Source organism: Pseudomonas fragi (assembly GCF_002269505.1).
Lineage (GTDB): Bacteria > Pseudomonadota > Gammaproteobacteria > Pseudomonadales > Pseudomonadaceae > Aquipseudomonas > Aquipseudomonas fragi_D.
The window spans coordinates 1-19099 of record NZ_NQKQ01000027.1 but is presented as its reverse complement, the minus strand read 5'-3'; the positions used below and the strand labels follow the sequence as shown (position 1 = coordinate 19099).

The following is a 19099-nucleotide window of genomic DNA, read 5'->3' as shown; positions in this document are numbered from 1 at the left end:
CGCGATGATAGCCCACTGGGCTTTGGTCAGCGCGCTACCGGCATGCGGATTTCGCCATTGGCCAGCCGAGCGGCACTGTTGCCCGATGCATCTTCGGCATTCAGGTCAGCCCCTTTGCGGGATAAATCCTTGAGCAACTCGACCCGCTGAAACAGGCCTGCATACATGGCCGCCGTCTGCCCTGCACCATTGCGCTGATCGGGGTTGCAGTCAGTCGCCATCAGACGGTGAGCGATCTTGAGTTCACCCTTGAAAATAGCGCCCATCAGCGCAGTGTTACCGCGCTTGTCCTGCACGCAGGCATTGGCGCCTGCCTTGAGCAAATGCTCCACCGCCTCGGGCTGGCCGTTATAGGCCGCGAGAATCAGCGCGGTATAGCCTTTGCTGTCTTGAATATCGAGGGTGTAGCCAGATTCGATAAAGGTATCGATTACTGCCACATCGCCACGGCGGGCGGCGTCGAAATAGTAATCCTGAAGCTGGGCCCGGGTGTCGGGCCCGTCGGCCAGGCTCAAGCTGCTGATCAACAGCAAGGCCAGGGAAATAAACGTTCGCATGGGGCTCACCTGAATCAAAAGCCCCTCACCCTGGCCCTCTCCCAAAGGGAGAGGGTTGGGGTAAGGGTCAGAGGTTAATCCGCCAGTTTGGCAGCCAGCGCCTTGACCCGGCTCAGATCGCCTTTGGCCACTTTGGCGACACCAGTGCCGTACTCGGGATCAGCCTTGTAAAGGAACGACAGGATGATGTGCTTGCTTTCATCGTCGGTTGTCGCCAGCGAACCACCGAAACTTTCAATCAGGTCCTGACGCTCTTTCTTGCTGAATGAGCGGTATAGATCGCCCGCCTGCTTGAAGTTCTGCTCATGCTGAATCTTCGCCTGCTGTGTAGTACCCGACAGTGGCATTTCGCTGTATCGCGCAGATTGCGGTTCTTCGCGGGGCATCAAGCGGCTTGGCTGATAGTTCACACCCGAGGTGGTGTGCCCAAGGTTCATGGCTCCGTCCTGGTTACCGTTGTTGACCGCGACCCGCGGGGCGTTGATCGGTAACTGCATGGCATTGGCGCCCAAGCGGTACATCTGAGTATCGGCATAGGAGAACACCCGACCCTGCAACAGGCGGTCTTCGGAAGGCTCGATGCCCGGTACCAGGTTGGCCGGCGCCATGGCGACCTGCTCGGTTTCCTGGAACACATTGGCCGGGTTGCGGTTCAGGACCATTTGTCCGACTTTGCGCTCAGCCACGTTCGGCCAGATCTTGGTGGCATCCAGCGGGTCGAAATCGAAAGTCTTCAAGTCTTCAGGCTTGAGCACCTGCACATACAGATCCCACTTGGGGAAGTCGCCCTTGTTGATATGCGTGACCAGATCGTTGGTCATGTGGCTGTAGTCCTGGCCCTGAACCTGTGTCACTTGTTTCGGATCAAGGTTATTCAGCCCCTGCAGGCTCTTCCAGTGGAACTTCACATAGCGCACGTCACCCTTGGCGTTGACCAATTTATAGGCATGTACGCCGTTACCGTCCATTTCGCGGTAGCTGGCCGGGGTCCCCGCATTGGAATACAGCTCGGTCAGCGTACGTGTGGCTTCCGGTACGTGAGAGAAGAAGTCGAAGCGGCGCGAGTCGTCATCCAGGTTGGTACGCGGGTCAGGCTTGAAGGCGTGAACCATGTCCGGGAACTTGATCGCATCACGGATAAAGAAGGTGGGGAAGTTGTTACCCACCAGGTCCCAGTTGCCGTCCGCGGTGTAGAACTTGGTCGCGAAACCGCGTGGGTCACGCAGGGTTTCCGGGGAGTGGGCACTGTGTACAACAGCCGAGAAACGCACAAACACTGGAGTGGTTTCGCCCTTGGCAAACACCTTGGCCTTGGTCAGGTCGCTCAGGTCATTGGTCACGGTAAATGTACCGTGAGCGCCGGTACCACGGGCATGCACGACACGCTCCGGGATGCGCTCGCGATCAAAACGCTGGAGCTTCTGCAGCAGTTGCACGTCTTGCAGCAACACCGGGCCATTGGCCCCTGCGGTTTGCGAGTTCTGGTTATCACCGACAGCGGCACCGTTGTCACGGGTCAGCGTGGCGGCCTGGGCCGTAACCGACAGCAGGCTGGCGCTTAATACACACAGCAGGCGGCGCTGTGAAAGCGCGCCGAAACCTTGGGGGGTGGTCATGCGGAAGTCCTCTGGTTATTGGTTGCGCAACTGGGCGCTAAGCAAAGGCTAGAGGGCTGCGGGGCAAATTCTAAATAGAAAGGTCTCAAGCCGGCCATTGAGAAAAAGATCTGGTATTGCACCAATCAATCGCGTAGTGAGCGCCAATAGAAAACTTCTTACGACTAAACGGGTCGATTGCATACCCGTAAACAGCTGCACGGGCAAGATCAGCCATGCTGATTTACACTGCACCCACCAACCTCATCTGTAACAAGGAATAACCTATGGGCGTGATAAGTGAGTTCAAGGCCTTCGCGGTCAAAGGGAACGTGGTCGACATGGCCGTCGGTATCATCATCGGCGCGGCATTCGGCAAAATCGTTTCGTCCTTTGTAGGGGACGTGGTCATGCCACCGCTGGGGTTGTTGATTGGCGGGGTGGACTTCAGTGACCTGGCCATTACGCTGAAAGCCGCCGTTGGCGATGCCCCAGCAGTGGTTGTGGCCTACGGTAAGTTCATCCAGAGCGTGATCGACTTTATCATCGTCGCGTTCGCTATCTTTATGGGGGTAAAGGCAATCAACCGCCTGAAGCGCGAAGAGGCAGTCGCTCCGAGCGCACCGCCACTGCCCTCTAAAGAAGAGGAACTACTGGGCGAAATTCGCGACTTGCTCAAAGTTCAAAATAACCGTCCATAAGTGCTCAATATAAACAACGGCGCCCTCAGGGGCGCCATTGTTTTTTCATGTCAAACACAATACAAATCAACTACCAATAGTTCTCAACTGCAACTTGTCCTGGCCGGCGACTCAGACTCAACTGCATGTCCCGCGCCTTAAGCAACTTGCGCGTGTCATCGATCATTTGCGGGTTGCCACACAACATCACCCGTGAGTATTCACTGCTCAGCGCAATACCCGCAGCCTGCTCAAGTTCACCACTTTCAATCAGCGCAGTAATGCGCCCGTTCAATGCACCGGGTAGCTGCTCCCGGGTAACGATAGGTATATAGACAAATTTATGCGCATATTCGGCCAGGTATTCACGGCTGCATAACCCGGCGATCAGTTCCTGATAGGCCAGTTCGCAGGCATGGCGGGCACTGTAAACCAGCACGATGCGTTCGAATTTTTCCCACACTTCGAAATCCTGCAGGATCGACAGGAACGGTGCGATACCCGTTCCGGTGGCCAGCAACCACAAGTCACGGCCGTCGACAAAGCGATCCAGGGTCAGAAAGCCGAAGGCCTGACGCTCCACCAGCAAGGTGTCGCCAACCTCCAGGCGACTGAGCTCACCGGTAAATTCCCCGCCGGGCACCACGATCGAAAAAAACTCCAGAAACTCGTCATGGGGTGAGGAAACCATTGAATAAGCACGCCACACCGTGCTGCCATCGGCCTTGCTCACCCCTAACCTGGCGAACTGCCCGGCGCGAAAGCGAAAGCCCGGGTCGCGGGTCGTACGCAGAGTAAACAGGCTGGGCGTTAGCGGCGTGACGTCGAGAATCGTCTGCTGGGTGAATTTTTCTGCACTGGCAGTCATGGGGCACTCCATTGGCGAATACCCTAGTGTCGCGCAAAGGCGCGCCGAGAAACACCGATGGTTTGTGATGGCTTTGCGGCATCCTGTCACATCGCAAACACGCCCCCAAATGCTATTAGGGCGATCGTTTATGCATTCAGCTTTGGAAGCCGACTCCATTGAGCTGATACAACTGCTATATAGCTACACCCGAAAACGTATAACTAGACTCTGTTATTAAATGAGCACCCACATCTACAACCAACAAAGTTTTCACATATCAACCCCTACTTTCAAATAATTAGCATTATTCAAAACAGCACCTAAAATCTTCTTTAAAGGGCATCTCATATCACCGCATATTTTCTGCCGGGCCGCAGGAGCGCCTTATGACCGCACATCATTCAATCAGCACTAACCAATACCTTTCTTGCAGAAGCGAGGCCGAACTTTGCTCAAACACACTCAAACGAATAGAAGAGTACGGCTTTGACTTTTTTTTCTTTCGAATGATTCCTCGCCTTGGAAACATCACAACGAATAGCAAGGTAATCACAAACTATCCAAATGATTATGTAGAGAGGTATGAAAAAGGTCTCCTCTCTCAAAAAAATCCTCTGGTGACCCACTGCCAGTTATCGATCCTGCCCATTATCTGGGGTCCTGATGTCTTCAGTGAAGCCCCTGACCAGTGGCGAGCCACGCAAAACTGCGGACTGACCTATGGCTGGTCACAATCGGTGCATGACCCCAGCGGCGTAGTGAGCATGTTGAGCCTCGCCAGAAAAAACACGCCGGTGACCGAGGACGAATTCTCAGACAAGGCTGCCAATGTGTTGTGGCTCTGCAACCAGCTGCACAGTGCCATGCTTGAACGTTGCCACCTTCATCACCGACTGGAGATTCATATCATCCGCCTGTCGAGCCGAGAACTGGAGGTATTGAAGTGGACTGCCGAAGGTAAGATCGCCTCCGACATCGGCATGATTCTGGGCCTGAGCACCCGTACCGTAAACTTCCATATCAGTAGCGCCATGAAAAAACTGGGTGCCAACAACAAAACCTCGGCGGTGGTCATGGCGGCCAAATCAGGCCTGTTATAAACCCGCCCTGCCCAGCGACAGATAAACCCATCAGGCAATCTGCGGCAAAAAAAAGTAAAATCACGGCCACCTGTAAAACCCACGGACTCTTCTTCTTGCCAGACGCCCTCAGGGGCAGGTCATGCAACAGTTGATTCCTCAGAGTTTGTATAAATGCCCGTGCTAGAAAGCCCCTTCGCCGAACTTCGCCTGATCCGCCAACCCGAGCAGCAAAACGAGCCGTTACAGGCCTTTGATGCGGCAGATGAGTATTTGCTCAACCACCTGGCCGAACAGGCGCTGCCCGCAAACAGCCGGGTGCTGGTGCTCAATGACAGCTTCGGGGCCCTGGCGATCAGCCTGGTGGGCACTATGCAGGTCACCAGCAGCAGCGACTCTTTCCTGGCCATACAGGCGCTGGAGAAGAACCTGGTGCGTAATGGCCATGCTTACGATGCGGTCACGATCATTCCGGCCAGCGAGCCGTTGCTCGGGCCATTCGACTGCGTGCTGGTACGTGTGCCAAAAACCCTGGCATTGCTTGAAGAGCAACTGATCCGTCTGCAAGGCCAATTGGCACCTGGGGCCCAGGTGATCGCGGGGGCAATGGTCAAGCACCTGCCCCGTGCCGCAGGGGAACTGCTGGAGCGTTATATCGGCCCGATGCAAGCCTCGCTGGCGGTCAAGAAAGCCCGCCTGCTGATTGCCACATCCCAGGCGCTGGGGCCATTTACCTCGCCCTACCCTACCCGCTATCGGCTGGACAAACCGGCCATCGAGCTGCTCAACCACGCCAACGTGTTCTGCCGCGAAGACCTCGACATCGGCACCCGGGCATTCCTGCCCCACCTGCCGAAAAACCTGGGCTCGGCCCGGGTTGCCGATCTGGGCTGCGGCAATGGCGTGCTGGCCATCGCCAGCGCGCTGAACAATCCGCAAGCGCACTACACACTGGTCGACGAGTCATTTATGGCCGTGCAGTCCGCCCGTGAAAACTGGCACGCTGCGCTGGGTGATCGCGAAGTGACTGTGCGGGCTGATGACGGCCTGGCCAGCCAGGCGCCGGATTCACTGGATGTAGTGCTGTGCAACCCGCCGTTCCACCAGCAACAGGTGGTAGGGGACTTTCTCGCCTGGCGCATGTTCCAGCAAGCGCGTGAAGCGCTGGTCGTGGGCGGCGCATTGTATATAGTCGGCAATCGCCATCTGGGCTATCACAGCAAGCTGGCCAAGCTGTTTCGTGGCGTCGAGCAAGTTGCCGCAACGCCCAAGTTTGTGATCCTCAAGGCGCGCAAGTAAGACAGACCTACAGGTTTTGCGGTGCCCGCGTGGGAGCGGGCTTGCTCGCGATAGCATCACACCTACAAAATCCAGCCGAAAAAAAACCCGCCGAAGCGGGTCATAAAACCGTAGCCGCAAGGCAACGGGATGGGAAGTCAGTGGCTTTTCATGCCTGCCGCCGTCATAAACATACGGATCAGCCATGCAAATACTGCCAGGGTGGCCACACTGCCGGTCCAGATCACCAGCAGCCAGCCAATGCGTTGCCATAAAGGCTTCTTTTCGCACTCTTGCACGTCGTGTAGATAATCCTTGCCAGCCATGTTCAGGCCTCCTCTTGGGGAAAAGGCTGTGGCCCTCAGGCCACAGCGGCATTTGCTACTAGTGATAACCGTCTTCGTGGGTGACCTTGCCGCGGAACACGTAGTAGCTCCAGAAGGTGTAACCCAGGATGAACGGGATGATAAACAAGGTGCCAACCAGCATGAAGCCCTGGCTTTGTGGCGGTGCCGCCGCGTCCCAGATCGAGATCGAAGGCGGGATGATATTTGGCCACAAGCTGATACCCAGACCGCTGTAGCCCAGGAAGATCAGCACCAGGGTCAGCAGGAACGGCGTGTAGTGAGCCTTGCGCGCGATTGCCTTGAGCAGACCGTACATGGTCACCAGTACCAGAATCGGCACCGGCAGGAACCAGAACAAGTTCGGCAAGGTAAACCAGCGCGCAGCAATATCGGTGTGCGCCAGCGGCGTCCACAGGCTGACGATGCCCATCAGTACCAGCACGGCCAACGCCAGCGGGCGACCCAGCTTGTGCATGCGCTCTTGCAGCTCACCCTCGGTTTTCATGATCAGCCAGGTGCAACCCAGCAAGGCATAAGCCACGATCAGGGCGACACCGCAGAACACCGTGAACGGTGAAAGCCAGTCCATTCCACCACCGGCGTACTGGCGGTTGACGACCGGCAGGCCATCAATAAAGGCCCCCAGCGCCACGCCCTGAAAGAAGGTCGCCACCAGCGAACCGCCAATAAAGGATTTGTCCCAGATATGGCGTTTTTCCGGGCGTGCCTTGAAGCGGAACTCAAAGGCCACGCCGCGGAAGATCAGGCCCATCAGCATCAGGATCAGTGGCAGGTACAGCGCCGACAACACCACCGAGTAGGCCAGCGGGAAGGCGCCGAACAACGCTGCGCCACCCAGTACCAGCCAGGTTTCGTTACCGTCCCAGACAGGGGCGACTGTGTTCATCATCACATCGCGGTCGCTCTCGCCCTTGATAAAGGGGAAGAGGATGCCGATCCCGAGATCGAAACCGTCCATGACCACATACATCATGATCCCGAAGATGATGATGATTGCCCAGATAAGTGGCAGATCAATACCCATGACTCAATTCCCCTTAGTCAGGCTGTCGCTGTGGCCTTCGTCTGTACCCTCATGGGCCGCAGACAGAGGACGGGCAGGCGTGCGTTGCTGGCCTGGGCCACCGTGGGTGTCGTCATCGCCTTCGTGAGTGATCGGGCCCTTGCGTACCAGACGCATCATGTAGCCCAGACCCACGCCGAACAGCGAGAAATACACCAGTACGAACATGACCAGCGTGATGCTCATTTGCGTGACGCTGTGATTGGACGAGGCATCCGCCGTGCGCATCAGCCCGTAAACCACCCACGGCTGACGGCCAATCTCGGTGGTGAACCAACCCGCCAGGATCGCGATCAGGCCTGAAGGGCCCATCCACAGCACCAGACGCAGGAACCAGCGGTTCTCGTACAACGTGCCACGTTTGCGCAGCCACACACTCCACAGACCGATAAAGATCATCAGCATGCCCAGCGCAACCATGATGCGGAAGGTAAAGAACACGATGGTCGAGTTAGGACGGTCTGCCGCCGGATAGTCCTTCATCGCCGGGATCTGCTTGTCCAGGCTATGGGTCAGGATCAGGCTGCCCAGGTACGGCACCTCGATCTTGTAGTCCGTTGTCTCGGTTTTCATGTTGGGAATGCCGAACAGAATCAGCGGCGTCGGCTCACCCGGTTTGTTCTCCCAGTGACCTTCGATCGCGGCGATTTTTACCGGCTGATACTCAAGGGTATTCAGGCCGTGGGCATCACCGATAAAGGCCTGCACCGGCGCAACCACCAGGGCCATCCACATCGCCATCGAAAACATGCGACGAATGGCCGGCGTGTTGCGACCGCGCAACAGGTGCCAGGCTGCCGAAGCACCGACGAAAAACGCCGTGGCTACAAAGGCGGCCGTGGCCATGTGGGCCAGGCGGTAGGGGAACGACGGGTTGAAAATGACGGCCAGCCAGTCCACCGGAATAACCCGACCATCAATGATTTCGAAACCCTGCGGGGTCTGCATCCAGCTGTTGGAAGCCAGGATCCAGAAGGTCGAAACCAACGTGCCGAGGGCCACCATCGCGGTCGAGAAGAAGTGCATCCCGCGACCGACGCGGTTCCAGCCAAACAGCATGACCCCTAGAAAACCTGCTTCGAGGAAGAATGCGGTGAGTACTTCATAAGTCAGTAGCGGCCCGGTAACAGCACCGGCGAAGTCCGAGAACCTCGACCAGTTGGTACCGAACTGGTAGGCCATGACCAGGCCCGACACCACGCCCATCCCAAAGTTGACGGCGAATATCTTCGACCAAAAGTGGTACAGATCGCGGTAGGTGTCGTCACGGGTTTTCAGCCACATGCCTTCGAGCACCATCAGATAACTGGCGAGACCGATGGTAATGGCGGGAAAAAGAATGTGGAACGACACGGTAAACGCGAACTGAATTCGGGCGAGATCGAGAGCCTCCAAACCGAACATAAGTCTTCCTCTATCAGGTATCAGGTCGTTGAGGACCCAAGCGTCGCGCCCGGATCCAACTACCCCGCAAGCCGTGGCCGCTGCGAATCGATGCTCGCTTTTTAAACCACAACCAAAAGGGATCTGGCCGACTGGCCACTCAGACAAAACCCACAGGGTTTTGATCTGGATCAAGCATGGATGAAAGAGTAGTCCATTCCTGACACACGGCTAATGTGGTTTGTTGTCGCGTGACACGATGCCTCAGCCCTTGATATAGACCGTTGCAAGAACCTTATGGAATCCCCTGAATAAGGTTTTGCGGCAAACATTTCAACCTCGGGAAATGTGATATTTCGAGTCATTATTTGTTACAAAACAATGATAATCTCGACCTCCCCTGCCCCGGCCGCGACCCGTTTAAATGACCAGTCAGCCCCTCCTGTTACGCCATCACCGGCCATTTGTGGCCTTCTGGTTTGCCCGTATCTTCACTGCCAGTGCATTTCAAATGCTGACCGTGGCCATTGGCTGGAACCTCTACCAGCTCACCGGCAATGTGATGGACCTAGGTTGGGTGGGACTGATCGAGTTCGCCCCGCGCCTGCTGTTTATGCTGCACACCGGGCATGTGGCCGACCGCTATGACCGGCGCCGGGTGGCTGCCGTGTGCCAGACGTTACAGGCAATGATTGCCCTGACACTGGCCATCAGCAGCGCAAGCGACCACATCACCCGGGAGATGATTTTCATCCTGGCGTTTTTGCTGGGTGCTGCCCGCTCCTTCGAAATGCCCGCCACCCAGGCGCTACTGCCCTCGATCGTGCCGGTGGAGCTGTTCCCGCGGGCAGTGGCTGCGGCTCAGGCGGCGCAGCAATCCGCCACCATCGTCGCCCCCGCGTTTGGCGGGTTGCTGTATGCATTGGGCAGTGTCTGGGTGTATGGCCCAAGCGTGGCGCTGTACCTGATTGCCGCTGTGTTGATGAGCACCCTGCCGGCCCGCCAGTTGCCGCTGAATAAAGCCAAGGCCACGCTGGATTCACTGCTGGCGGGCATCCGCTTTATCCGCAGCCGCCCGGACGTGCTGGGCGCCATCTCCCTTGACCTGTTTGCCGTGCTGCTGGGCGGCGCCACGGCGTTGCTGCCGGTATTTGCCAAGGACATTCTGCTGACCGGCCCTTGGGGGCTGGGCATGTTGCGTTCGGCACCGGCGGTTGGCGCCCTGCTGATGTCATTGTGGCTGGCCAGGTTCCCGGTAGAGCGCAAGGTCGGGCGTGTCATGTTTACCGCTGTGGGCGTGTTCGGGGTTGCAACCATTGCGTTTGGCCTGTCGACTTCGTTCTGGTTTTCCTTGGCGGTGCTGGTGGTATTGGGCGCGGCGGACATGATCAGCATGGTGATCCGCGCGTCCTTCGTGCAGTTGGAAACCCCGGATGAGATGCGTGGTCGGGTGAGCGCGGTAAATGGCCTGTTTATTGGCGCATCCAATCAACTGGGGGAGTTTGAATCCGGGGCCAGTGCCCACTGGCTGGGCACCGTGCCAGCCGTCGTGCTGGGCGGTGTCGGCACGCTGGTTGTTACCGGGCTGTGGATAAAACTGTTCCCGGGGCTGGCCAATCGGGACCGGATGGTGGAGCAAAAGCCTTGATCACGGCTCCCACAGAAGGTTTCACCTTATATATAGCTTCACACTCAGCCGGTTATGCGGCGGTACCAGCGAACTGTTACTGAACTCGAACCAGCCACCGTCCTTGTTACCCAGATCAATGGTGTACAAGTGCCCCACGGTGGTGCCTGCACCGTTACAGGCCACCAGCCCCTCGTCCTGATTGCACACCGGTGCCCGCACGCCATCCACTTCCTGGCCGTCAAGGGTCACATTCGGCTGGCCGCCGTAGCCGCGCTCCAGCACATAGACCTTGATATGGGGGCCGTTATGGTCACAGCGGGTCTGCTCGCGGCCATCGGACACATCCTCCACAGCACAGGAAACAGACGCCACCTTGAGTATTTCGAGAGTGCTCAACGGCATTGCCGGCGCGGCGCTGACGGCAGCACTCAGGAGAAGGCCAAAACAGACTGATACATGTTTGATGAAGTGCTTCATGAGTCTCTCCGAAAACTGGCACGCAGTATGCCTTCCATATCAAGGTTATAAAACATGGCCCCGCAGGGTAACCAAAGCAGCCATATCCACGAGCTGCTGGTATGATGCGCGGCTTTTTCCAACAGACAGAAAATCTTCAGGCGGTTCGCGTCTGTGCTTTGCTGTTGAAAACGATTTAATCACGGCGCATTTGGCGCCACGGGGACTGGCATGCTGGAAAGGCTGTTTCAACTCAAAGCACACAACACCAATGTGCGTACCGAGATTCTTGCGGGTATCACCACCTTCCTGGCGATGGCCTATATCCTGTTCGTAAACCCGAGCATCCTCGGCGAAACGGGCATGGACAAAGGCGCCGTGTTTGTTGCCACCTGTCTGGCAGCCGCCATCGGCTCGGCGACCATGGGCATTATCGCCAACTACCCGATTGCACTGGCACCGGGCATGGGCCTGAACGCCTTCTTCACCTACACCGTGGTCCTGCACATGGGCCACACCTGGCAAGTAGCGCTGGGTGCGGTGTTTATCTCGGCGGTGCTGTTCTTCCTGTTGTCGATCTTCCGCATCCGCGAATGGATCATCAACAGCATCCCTCTGCCGCTGCGCTCGGCCATTGCCGCCGGTATCGGCCTGTTCCTGGCGCTGATCGCCCTGGGTAACGCCGGTATCGTGGTTGCCAACAAGGCCACCCTGGTAGGCATGGGCGACCTGGCTCAGCCAAAAGTGATCCTGGCTTCCCTGGGCTTTGCCCTGATCGTGGCCCTTGAGGCGATGAAAGTGCGCGGCGCGGTGCTGATCGGCATTCTGGCCGTGACCATTGCTTCCATTGCCATGGGCGTAACCGATTTCGGTGGGGTAATGTCGATGCCGCCATCCCTGGCCCCGACGTTCCTGCAACTGGACATTAAAGGTGCCCTGGATATCGGCCTGATCAGCGTGATCTTCGCTTTCCTGTTCGTTGACCTGTTCGACAACTCCGGCACCCTGATCGGCGTTGCCAAGCGCGCCGGTCTGATGGGCAAGGACGGCCACATGCCGAAAATGGGCCGCGCCCTGATCGCCGACAGTACCGCGGCCATGGCCGGTTCGCTACTGGGCACGTCGACCACCACCAGCTACATCGAGTCGGCAGCGGGCGTGAGCGCCGGTGGCCGTACCGGTCTGACCGCCATCGTGGTCGGCATCATGTTCCTGCTGGCGCTGTTCTTCTCGCCACTGGCGGCCAGTGTTCCGGCCTTCGCCACCGCGCCTGCGCTGATGTTCGTGGCCGTACTGATGATGAGCGGCCTGGCCGAAATCGAATGGGACGACGTGACCGTTGCCGCCCCGGTGGTGATCACCGCGCTGGCGATGCCGTTCACCTACTCCATTGCCAACGGCATCGCCTTCGGCTTTATTTCCTGGACCGTGATCAAGCTGCTGTCGGGCCGCGTTCGTGAACTGAATGCACCGCTGATCATTTTGTCGGTTCTGTTTGTGGTCAAGCTGGGTTGGTTTAACGCATGAGTGCTTTGCCGTTTGATTCTGCTACCTACGCCGTTGAGCTTGAGGCCAAGGCCAATCGCCTGCGCGAACTGCTGGCGCCGTTCGACGCGCCAGAGCCGCAGGTGTTCGATTCGCCTCTGAAGCACTTTCGCCTGCGGGCCGAGTTCCGCCTGTGGCGCGAAGGCGGCGAGCGTCACTACGCCATGTTCGCTCAAGACGACAAGCGCACACCGATCCTGATCGAAGAGTTCCCGATCGCCAGCCTGCGCATCAACCAATTGATGCCTCAGCTCAAGGCTGCCTGGCAAGCCAGCTCGGCCCTGAGCCACAAGCTGTTCCAGGTGGAGTTCCAGACTACCCTGGCCGGCGATGCGATGGTTACCTTGTGCTATCACCGCCCGCTGGACGAGCACTGGCAAACCGCCGCCGAGCAGTTGGCCAAAGACCTCGATATCAGCGTGATCGGTCGTTCCAAGGGTAAACGTGCCGTGATTGGCCGCGATCATGTGGTCGAGAAGCTCGAAGTGGCCGGCCGCACTTTCACTTATCAACAACCTGAAGGCGCGTTCACCCAGCCAAACGGTACGGTCAACCAGAAGATGCTCAATTGGGCATACGACGCACTGGGCGAGCGTTCGGATGATTTGCTGGAGCTGTATTGCGGCAACGGTAACTTCACCCTGCCGCTGGCCACCCGCGTGCGTAAAGTGCTGGCGACTGAAATCAGCAAGACATCGGTGTACGCCGCGCTCAACAACCTGCGCGACAATGCTGTGGATAACGTCACGCTGGTGCGTCTGTCGGCTGAAGAACTGACCGAAGCCCTGAATGAAGTCCGCCCGTTCCGTCGCTTGCAGGGCATTGACCTGAAAAGCTACGAGTTTGGCAGTGTGTTTGTCGACCCGCCGCGCGCGGGCATGGACCCGGACACTTGCGAACTGACCCGCCGTTTCGACAACATTCTGTATATCTCGTGCAATCCACTGACATTGGCCGAGAACATCGCCCAACTGCACGATACTCACCGTATCGAGCGTTGCGCGGTATTTGATCAATTCCCGTGGACGCACCATATGGAATCGGGTGTGTTGCTGGTTCGTCGCTAGGCCTTAAATCAAAAGCCAAGAGCCCCTCACCCCAACCCTCTCCCGGAGGGAGAGGGCGCTGACTTGTGGCGTTGCGCAGAACTGCTTTTGCCTTTAGTCCCCTCTCCCTCCGGGAGAGGGTTAGGGTGAGGGGGCTTCAAGAGTCACCGAAAATACCCCGCCACCTGCCGCAAATCCCCTTCATTCAATAACCCCGCGTAGTACTTGAGCTGCACCCGCGCCAGCAAATACGTATAGCGCGCTTCAGCCAAATCCCGCTTGGCACTGAACAGTTGCTGCTCGGCATCCAGCACATCCAGATTGACCCGCTCACCACCGCTTACGCTTTTCTGCGTCGCCTGCACCAGGGCACCGGCAGACTCGACCGCCATTTCATAGGCCCGCACCTTGGCCGCTGCACTGCTATTGAGGTTGAACTGCTTACGCAGGTCCACCAGCGTGCTGGCTGTTTGCGCGTCCAGTTCATACTGGGCCTGGGACAATTGCCGCGCGGCCTGGCGGGTCGATGCCGACACCGATCCCCCCGCGAACAACGGCACGGTGAGCTGAATACCGACACTGTTGGTGTCGTACTTCTGGTTATAGGTACTCTCGGAGTCAGAACTGGTCTGACGGCTGCTGGCATACAAGCTGAGTTTGGGCAGATGCCCGGCGCGCTTGCGCTCCACCTCGTACTCGGCCGAGGTCAGCGCATGATGCTGCGACGCCAGCTCCGGGTTATTGGCCAGCGCCAGCTCGCGCCAGCTTTCGAAGCGCTGCGGTTCCAGCGGTTGAATCACAAAGTGCGCCGCCAGCGGGGCCAGTTGCCCGATCTGCAACGGTTCGCCAAGCATTGCCTCCAGCTCACGCAAGGCCGCGTCCTGATTGTCTTGCGCCTCGATTTCTTCGGCCACCGCCATGCTCAGCCGTGCCTGGGTTTCCAGTACATCGGTGCGAGTCCCTTCACCCCCTTTAAGGAGCCGCTGGTTAAGTTGCAAACGTTCGGCAAAAGCACGTTTTTGCGCCCGGCTCAGCTCAATCCGTTCCTGCGCCAGGAGCGCCTGACTGTAAGCATTGAGCACCCGCACCGCCAGATACTGGCTTTTGCTGCGAAAACGCTCATCAGAAAACAACGCCTGAGCCGCGCCCTGTCGGAATCGTGCGTAAGCTTCGTAGTCCAGCAGCGGTTGCTGCAAGGTCAAGGTTGCCGCGTAACTGCGGTAATCGCGATCGGTCCGGGTGCTGGCCTGGGTAACTTCAGACTCGTTGCGCGAGTTGTTGTAGTTCCATGACAAGGTCGGCAGCAACGCGGAGCGGCCCAGGGCGCGGTTCTCCTCCCCGGCAGCACGCTCCTCGATGGCAGCCTGGAAGGTCGGGTCATTGCGCACGGCCAGATCGTAGGCTTCCAGCAACCCCAACGCCTGCACCGGCCCCGCACAGAGCATCAGCAATCCATATAAAAACGGGCGCACGGTCATTCTTCCACCAATGCCATGTGAGTGCGGTCGAGCAGCGGTTTGAACAGGTAATTGAGCATCGAGCGCTCACCCGTGCGCACAAATGCCTCAACCGGCATGCCCGGACGAATCTGCAGCCCGGCCAGTTGGGCCATGCCCGCATCGCTGACCTGGGCACGCAGCGTGTAATACGGCTCGTCCGTACGCTCATCGACCTGGCGATCTGCCGATACCAGCGTCACCTCCCCCGCCACCCGCGGCGTGGTGCTCTGACTAAAAGCGGAGAACATCAGCTCCACCGGTAACCCGGCGTGCACCTTGTCGGCCAGCTCGACCGGCACCCGGGCCTCGACCAGCAGGAGCTCGCCCTGGGGCACGATTTCCATCAGCGCCTGACCGGGCTTGATCACCCCGCCTTCGGTGAACACATCCAGCCCCACCACAATCCCGGCCACCGGCGCACGCAACTGGCTGTTGGCCAGTTCAAACTCGGCCGATGCCAGCCGATTGCGCAGGTCCTCTGTTCGTACCCGGGTGTCGGCCAGTTGCGTACGCACTTCCTTTTGATATTCCTCGGCCAATTGCCGGATTTTCAGACGCATCTCCAGCACTTGTCGCTGCAACTGGCCGATACGGCCGTAGTCTTCACTGATGGAACCCAGCACCTGGGCGTACACCCGCTCGCTGTCCAGCAGACGGTTGCGCGGGATATAGCCTTCGCGGGCCAGCTCACGCAAACCCAGCAACTGCTCGGTCAGGGCCGTGCGTTGCAGCACCTTGCTGGCCTGGGAGTCACGTACCCCACGCAACTGCGCCTCGGCGCCCGCGATGCTTTCATCGATACCCTGCTGATCCAGCAGCAACGCCTGACGCCGGCTATCGAACAATTGCCGTTGCAATGCCAGGTTGGACGCTACCTCCGGCTCGGCGGCCAATGCCGTCAACTCAACGGGAAAACTCACACTGGCCACACCGTCGCGCTCGGCATTAAGCCGCGCTTCACTGGCCAGCGAGCCGTAAAACTGACTGCGCAAGGATTGGGCCTGGCCCAGCAGCGGGGTTTCCTTCAAGCGAATCAGTACCTGGCCTGCGGCAACCTTGTCACCGTCGCGCACGTCGATGCGCTCAACAATCCCGCCGCTGGGGTGTTGCACCACTTTGCGATGCCCGGAAACCATCACCTTGCCCGACACCGCGACGCCTTTATCCAGCGGCGCCAATGCGGCCCAGCCGAGAAACCCGAGAAAACCGCCGATCATCAATAACCAGCCCAGGCGTGAATAGCGTGTGTCATCCAGTTGCAGCACATTGCTGTCGCCAACGGACTTGGCATTTAACTGCGTCATGCCTTGTTCGCCTCTGCCGTACCCAACCGGTAGCTCACATTCATCGCCGGTTTGGCCGCCGCAGGTTTAGCTGCAGCGGGTGCGCTTAGCACCTTGGCCGTCGGGCCAAAGGCTTGCAACTGGCCCTCGCGCAGGATCAACAGTTGGTCGGTGAGGGTCAGCACATTGGGTTTGTGGGTAATCAAAATCAGGGTTCGCTTGTGCTGTTTGAGCTGGGCAATGGCCTGCAACAGGGCCTGTTCCCCGGCTTCATCAAGATTGGAGTTGGGTTCGTCGAGCACGATCACCGCAGGTAGACCGTACAGCGCGCGGGCCAGGCCAATGCGCTGCTTCTGCCCACCGGATAACCCTGCGCCACCCTCGCCCAGGCGCGTTTCGTAACCTTCGGGCAATTGCAGAATCAGCTGATGCACCCCCGCCAGTTGCGCGGCGGCCAGCACCTTGTCGGCATCCACCTCGGCAAAGCGTGCGATGTTTTGCGCAATGGTGCCGGCAAACAACTGAATGTCCTGGGGCAAATAACCCAAGTGCGGGCCAAGCTGGTGTTTGTCCCACTGCGACAGCTCGGCACCATCCAGCCGCACCTTGCCTGCCAGCGGCTGCCACACGCCTATCAACAGCCGGGCCAGGGTTGACTTGCCGCAACCAGAAGGCCCGATCACCCCCAGCACCTGACCGGCCGGCAGGGTGAAACTCAGGTTGGCCAAGGTGGCGCGACGGGTGCCTGGAGCGCTGGCGCTCAATTGCTCCACGGCCAGCTCGCCCCGCGGGGCGGGCAATGCCATGCGCTGCGCCCGGGCCGGATAGCTGTGCAGCAAGGCTTCGAGCCGCTGATAGGCCAGGCGCGCCGAGCTCCACTGTTTCCACACGCCAATCAACTGATCGATGGGGCTCAATACACGGCCCATCAAAATGGAGCCGGCAATCATCATCCCGGCCGTGATCTGCCCTTGCACCGCCAGCAAGGCACCGAGGCCGAGCACCAGGGATTGCAGGGCCAGGCGCACGCCCTTGGACCAGGCGCTAACGGTGGCGGTTTTTTCGCTGGCCAGATTCTGCTGCGCCAAAAAGGCCGTGTGCTGCGCCAGCCAACGCCCGCGCAAAGTGTCGAGCATGCCCATGGCCTCAATGGCCTCGGCATTGCGCAAATGGGCGCTGGCCTGCTGGGTGGCCTGCACCGACAACTCGCTGGCGGCCTTGAGCGGCGCTTGGGAAACGTGTTGATTGACCCATGCCAGAATCATCAGCAGCACCGCGCCGCCCAGGGCCAACAGCCCCAGCCAGGGGCTGAACATAAAGATCACAAACAGATACACCGGAAACCACGGCGCATCGAAAAACGCGAACAGCGCATTGCCCGTCGCGAACTGGCGCAGGCTGGTGAGGTCATTCAACGCCTGCGCTGCTGCCGGGCTGCCGGTGCGCAATTGCGCTTCGAAAGCAGCGTCGTAGACGCGCTGATTCAAGCGCATGTCCATCTGCGTGCCAAGGCGGATCACCACCTGGCTACGCACCCACTCCAACGCGCCCATCAGGCCAAACAGGCCGAGGATCATCAGCGTCAGCATCAACAGGGTCATTTGATTGCCCGATGCCAGCACCCGGTCATACACCTGCAGCATGTACAGGGCCGGGGCCAGCATCAGTAAATTGATCACGGCCGAGAACAGGCCAATATTGAAAAAAGCACGTTTGTAGGCCGTCAAGGCAGCCAGCATCTCGTTGGCTTTGGGCCGGGTCATGGAAAGATTCCGAGGAAGTGGGCCGAAAACCTTGTGGGAGCTGGCTTGCCTGCGATGCATAGGTCGCGGTTTGTCTGTCAGACCACGCGGATGCAATCGCGGGCAAGCCCGGCTCCCACAAGATTGGAGTTCACTGAGGTGGGCGGGAGTTACGCCGCCAGTGCCCAGTCCTGAGCCACATCCACCACGCCAATCAGGCTGATATCAGCCGCCAGCGGTGCATCGGCGTGAGCCAGGCCAGCCGCAGCCAGCTGGTCGAAGGTCGAATCGGTGCTCAGGCCGAACCCGCTCAGCAGGTTGTTGAGCACGCCTTCCAGACCCGATACGTCGCCTTTCATCAGACCGTAGATCACGTCCTGAACAGCGTTGCCAGCACGGCCGGCATCGCTGGCGGCAGACAGGTCGAGGCCGTTGAAGGAGACGGTGTAGTTGTCGAGAGTAAAATCGCTGCCCTGACCGCCGCCCAGATCGGTACCCAACTGCACGTTATCCAGCTTGCCCCACAGATAGTGGTTCATGTTGTCGCCCGCAGACAGCTTAGGGTTGAATACATAATTCAAACCGTTATCCGTGTCGCTTTCTGCCACAAAGGCGTAAGTGGAGCCATTGGCACCCTGGGTTGCATATTGCTCACCCGTCATTGCACGGCCACCGGTGTTGAAACCGCCGGTATGGGCTGCACCATGATCGGCGGTGCGGAAACCGGTCGACCACTCACTCAATACTTCTTTAACAGAAATATCGCCGTACAGTGAGTTGTAAGTTACTGAGATAGTCATATTTACTTTCTTCCATTGATAGATTTAGTGACAACCTGCACACGTCTGCGTGCTTTTGCTCAACACGAGCAAAATCTGTTAACAACGATCAACTCGCTATTATTTAAAACTTGTACTCAAGCATGCCGCTCAATGTTCGCCCCCGGGCCAGGCTCAAGTTATTGGCATGGCGGTCTCAAGGAACAAGTGCAACACCTGATGTAAGGTGTTGCCATGTCTACCCAATACAAACACTTGAGTACCGA

At 58.5% G+C, this 19099-nt stretch carries 17 protein-coding genes; 6 read left to right on the top strand and 11 right to left on the bottom strand.

Annotated features, from left to right (window positions below):
• Nucleotides 1-26: 26 nt before the first annotated feature.
• A complete protein-coding gene (locus tag CJU81_RS19540) occupies nt 27-557 on the bottom strand; it encodes an ankyrin repeat domain-containing protein (protein WP_095037909.1) in 531 nt (176 codons plus the stop codon).
• Nucleotides 558-631: 74 nt separating this feature from the next.
• Nucleotides 632-2173 (bottom strand): catalase KatB, encoded by a 1542-nt coding sequence (gene katB / locus CJU81_RS19535; RefSeq protein ID WP_095037908.1) that lies wholly within the window; start codon nt 2171-2173, stop codon nt 632-634.
• 266 nt (nt 2174-2439) lie between these two features.
• Between katB and mscL the strand changes: the two genes are divergently transcribed.
• Nucleotides 2440-2853 carry a large-conductance mechanosensitive channel protein MscL gene (mscL, locus tag CJU81_RS19530; RefSeq protein ID WP_048359302.1) on the top strand — a complete coding sequence of 138 codons (414 nt, stop codon included), beginning with the start codon at nt 2440-2442 and terminating at the stop codon, nt 2851-2853.
• 70 nt (nt 2854-2923) lie between these two features.
• Here the strand turns inward: mscL and CJU81_RS19525 are convergent, their stop codons facing one another.
• Nucleotides 2924-3700: a ferredoxin--NADP reductase gene (locus tag CJU81_RS19525; RefSeq protein ID WP_095037907.1), complete on the bottom strand. Its 777-nt coding sequence runs from the start codon at nt 3698-3700 to the stop codon at nt 2924-2926.
• A gap of 368 nt (nt 3701-4068) precedes the next feature.
• On the opposite strand from CJU81_RS19525, the gene CJU81_RS19520 reads away from it, so the two are divergent.
• Together CJU81_RS19520 and CJU81_RS19515 are read left to right on the top strand one after the other, a co-directional pair.
• Complete coding sequence (locus CJU81_RS19520) at nt 4069-4782, top strand: LuxR family transcriptional regulator (protein ID WP_095037906.1); 714 nt, start codon at nt 4069-4071, stop codon at nt 4780-4782.
• 153 nt (nt 4783-4935) lie between these two features.
• Nucleotides 4936-6060 (top strand): methyltransferase, encoded by a 1125-nt coding sequence (locus tag CJU81_RS19515; protein ID WP_095037905.1) that lies wholly within the window; start codon nt 4936-4938, stop codon nt 6058-6060.
• A gap of 137 nt (nt 6061-6197) precedes the next feature.
• Here the strand turns inward: CJU81_RS19515 and CJU81_RS19510 are convergent, their stop codons facing one another.
• The 3 genes from CJU81_RS19510 to CJU81_RS19500 are packed head-to-tail and all read right to left on the bottom strand — an operon-like array spanning nt 6198 to nt 8874.
• Entirely contained in the window at nt 6198-6365 is a 168-nt protein-coding gene (locus tag CJU81_RS19510; RefSeq protein ID WP_016779358.1) for a DUF2474 domain-containing protein, read from the bottom strand.
• Nucleotides 6366-6423: 58 nt separating this feature from the next.
• A complete protein-coding gene (gene cydB / locus CJU81_RS19505; protein WP_095037904.1) occupies nt 6424-7431 on the bottom strand; it encodes a cytochrome d ubiquinol oxidase subunit II in 1008 nt (335 codons plus the stop codon).
• A gap of 3 nt (nt 7432-7434) precedes the next feature.
• Nucleotides 7435-8874, bottom strand: a complete 1440-nt coding sequence (locus tag CJU81_RS19500; RefSeq protein WP_095030615.1) for a cytochrome ubiquinol oxidase subunit I — start codon at nt 8872-8874, stop codon at nt 7435-7437.
• A 403-nt stretch (nt 8875-9277) separates the two neighbouring features.
• On the opposite strand from CJU81_RS19500, the gene CJU81_RS19495 reads away from it, so the two are divergent.
• Nucleotides 9278-10501 (top strand): MFS transporter, encoded by a 1224-nt coding sequence (locus CJU81_RS19495; RefSeq protein WP_095037903.1) that lies wholly within the window; start codon nt 9278-9280, stop codon nt 10499-10501.
• A 21-nt stretch (nt 10502-10522) separates the two neighbouring features.
• Here CJU81_RS19495 and CJU81_RS19490 read toward each other — a convergent pair whose 3' ends face one another.
• Nucleotides 10523-10960, bottom strand: a complete 438-nt coding sequence (locus CJU81_RS19490; protein ID WP_095037902.1) for a DUF4879 domain-containing protein — start codon at nt 10958-10960, stop codon at nt 10523-10525.
• A gap of 210 nt (nt 10961-11170) precedes the next feature.
• Between CJU81_RS19490 and CJU81_RS19485 the strand changes: the two genes are divergently transcribed.
• Together CJU81_RS19485 and trmA are read left to right on the top strand one after the other, a co-directional pair.
• Nucleotides 11171-12466 carry an NCS2 family permease gene (locus CJU81_RS19485; protein ID WP_095037901.1) on the top strand — a complete coding sequence of 432 codons (1296 nt, stop codon included), beginning with the start codon at nt 11171-11173 and terminating at the stop codon, nt 12464-12466.
• On the top strand, nt 12463-13551 hold the full coding sequence (trmA, locus tag CJU81_RS19480) for a tRNA (uridine(54)-C5)-methyltransferase TrmA (RefSeq protein ID WP_095030619.1): 1089 nt from the start codon (nt 12463-12465) through the stop codon (nt 13549-13551). The genes CJU81_RS19485 and trmA overlap by 4 nt, the downstream gene beginning before the upstream one ends.
• A gap of 143 nt (nt 13552-13694) precedes the next feature.
• On the opposite strand, the gene CJU81_RS19475 is transcribed toward trmA, so the two are convergent.
• From CJU81_RS19475 to CJU81_RS19460, 4 genes are all read right to left on the bottom strand, one after another.
• Nucleotides 13695-14975 carry a TolC family outer membrane protein gene (locus CJU81_RS19475; protein WP_095037938.1) on the bottom strand — a complete coding sequence of 427 codons (1281 nt, stop codon included), beginning with the start codon at nt 14973-14975 and terminating at the stop codon, nt 13695-13697.
• Nucleotides 14976-15004: 29 nt separating this feature from the next.
• Nucleotides 15005-16333, bottom strand: a complete 1329-nt coding sequence (locus tag CJU81_RS19470; protein WP_095037900.1) for an HlyD family type I secretion periplasmic adaptor subunit — start codon at nt 16331-16333, stop codon at nt 15005-15007.
• The gene (locus CJU81_RS19465; RefSeq protein WP_095037899.1) at nt 16330-18075 is read right to left on the bottom strand and encodes a type I secretion system permease/ATPase; all 1746 of its coding nucleotides are present in this window, start codon (nt 18073-18075) and stop codon (nt 16330-16332) included. The genes CJU81_RS19470 and CJU81_RS19465 overlap by 4 nt, the downstream gene beginning before the upstream one ends.
• Nucleotides 18076-18224: 149 nt before the next feature.
• A complete protein-coding gene (locus CJU81_RS19460; RefSeq protein ID WP_095037898.1) occupies nt 18225-18854 on the bottom strand; it encodes a heme acquisition protein HasA in 630 nt (209 codons plus the stop codon).
• Between the last annotated feature and the right edge of the window lie 245 nt (nt 18855-19099).

Bases quoted from the DNA above. Each gene is read 5' to 3' on its own strand.
- cydB (WP_095037904.1), bottom strand. From the start codon at position 7,431: ATGGGTATTGATCTGCCACTTATCTGGGCAATCATCATCATCTTCGGG.
- CJU81_RS19520 (WP_095037906.1), top strand. From the start codon at position 4,069: ATGACCGCACATCATTCAATCAGCACTAACCAATACCTTTCTTGCAGA.
- CJU81_RS19525 (WP_095037907.1), bottom strand. From the start codon at position 3,700: ATGACTGCCAGTGCAGAAAAATTCACCCAGCAGACGATTCTCGACGTC.
- trmA (WP_095030619.1), top strand. From the start codon at position 12,463: ATGAGTGCTTTGCCGTTTGATTCTGCTACCTACGCCGTTGAGCTTGAG.
- CJU81_RS19540 (WP_095037909.1), bottom strand. From the start codon at position 557: ATGCGAACGTTTATTTCCCTGGCCTTGCTGTTGATCAGCAGCTTGAGC.
- CJU81_RS19460 (WP_095037898.1), bottom strand. From the start codon at position 18,854: ATGACTATCTCAGTAACTTACAACTCACTGTACGGCGATATTTCTGTT.
- CJU81_RS19485 (WP_095037901.1), top strand. From the start codon at position 11,171: ATGCTGGAAAGGCTGTTTCAACTCAAAGCACACAACACCAATGTGCGT.
- CJU81_RS19515 (WP_095037905.1), top strand. From the start codon at position 4,936: ATGCCCGTGCTAGAAAGCCCCTTCGCCGAACTTCGCCTGATCCGCCAA.
- CJU81_RS19510 (WP_016779358.1), bottom strand. From the start codon at position 6,365: ATGGCTGGCAAGGATTATCTACACGACGTGCAAGAGTGCGAAAAGAAG.
- mscL (WP_048359302.1), top strand. From the start codon at position 2,440: ATGGGCGTGATAAGTGAGTTCAAGGCCTTCGCGGTCAAAGGGAACGTG.
- CJU81_RS19490 (WP_095037902.1), bottom strand. From the start codon at position 10,960: ATGAAGCACTTCATCAAACATGTATCAGTCTGTTTTGGCCTTCTCCTG.
- CJU81_RS19465 (WP_095037899.1), bottom strand. From the start codon at position 18,075: ATGACCCGGCCCAAAGCCAACGAGATGCTGGCTGCCTTGACGGCCTAC.
- CJU81_RS19495 (WP_095037903.1), top strand. From the start codon at position 9,278: ATGACCAGTCAGCCCCTCCTGTTACGCCATCACCGGCCATTTGTGGCC.
- CJU81_RS19470 (WP_095037900.1), bottom strand. From the start codon at position 16,333: ATGACGCAGTTAAATGCCAAGTCCGTTGGCGACAGCAATGTGCTGCAA.
- CJU81_RS19475 (WP_095037938.1), bottom strand. From the start codon at position 14,975: ATGCTCTGTGCGGGGCCGGTGCAGGCGTTGGGGTTGCTGGAAGCCTAC.
- CJU81_RS19500 (WP_095030615.1), bottom strand. From the start codon at position 8,874: ATGTTCGGTTTGGAGGCTCTCGATCTCGCCCGAATTCAGTTCGCGTTT.
- katB (WP_095037908.1), bottom strand. From the start codon at position 2,173: ATGACCACCCCCCAAGGTTTCGGCGCGCTTTCACAGCGCCGCCTGCTG.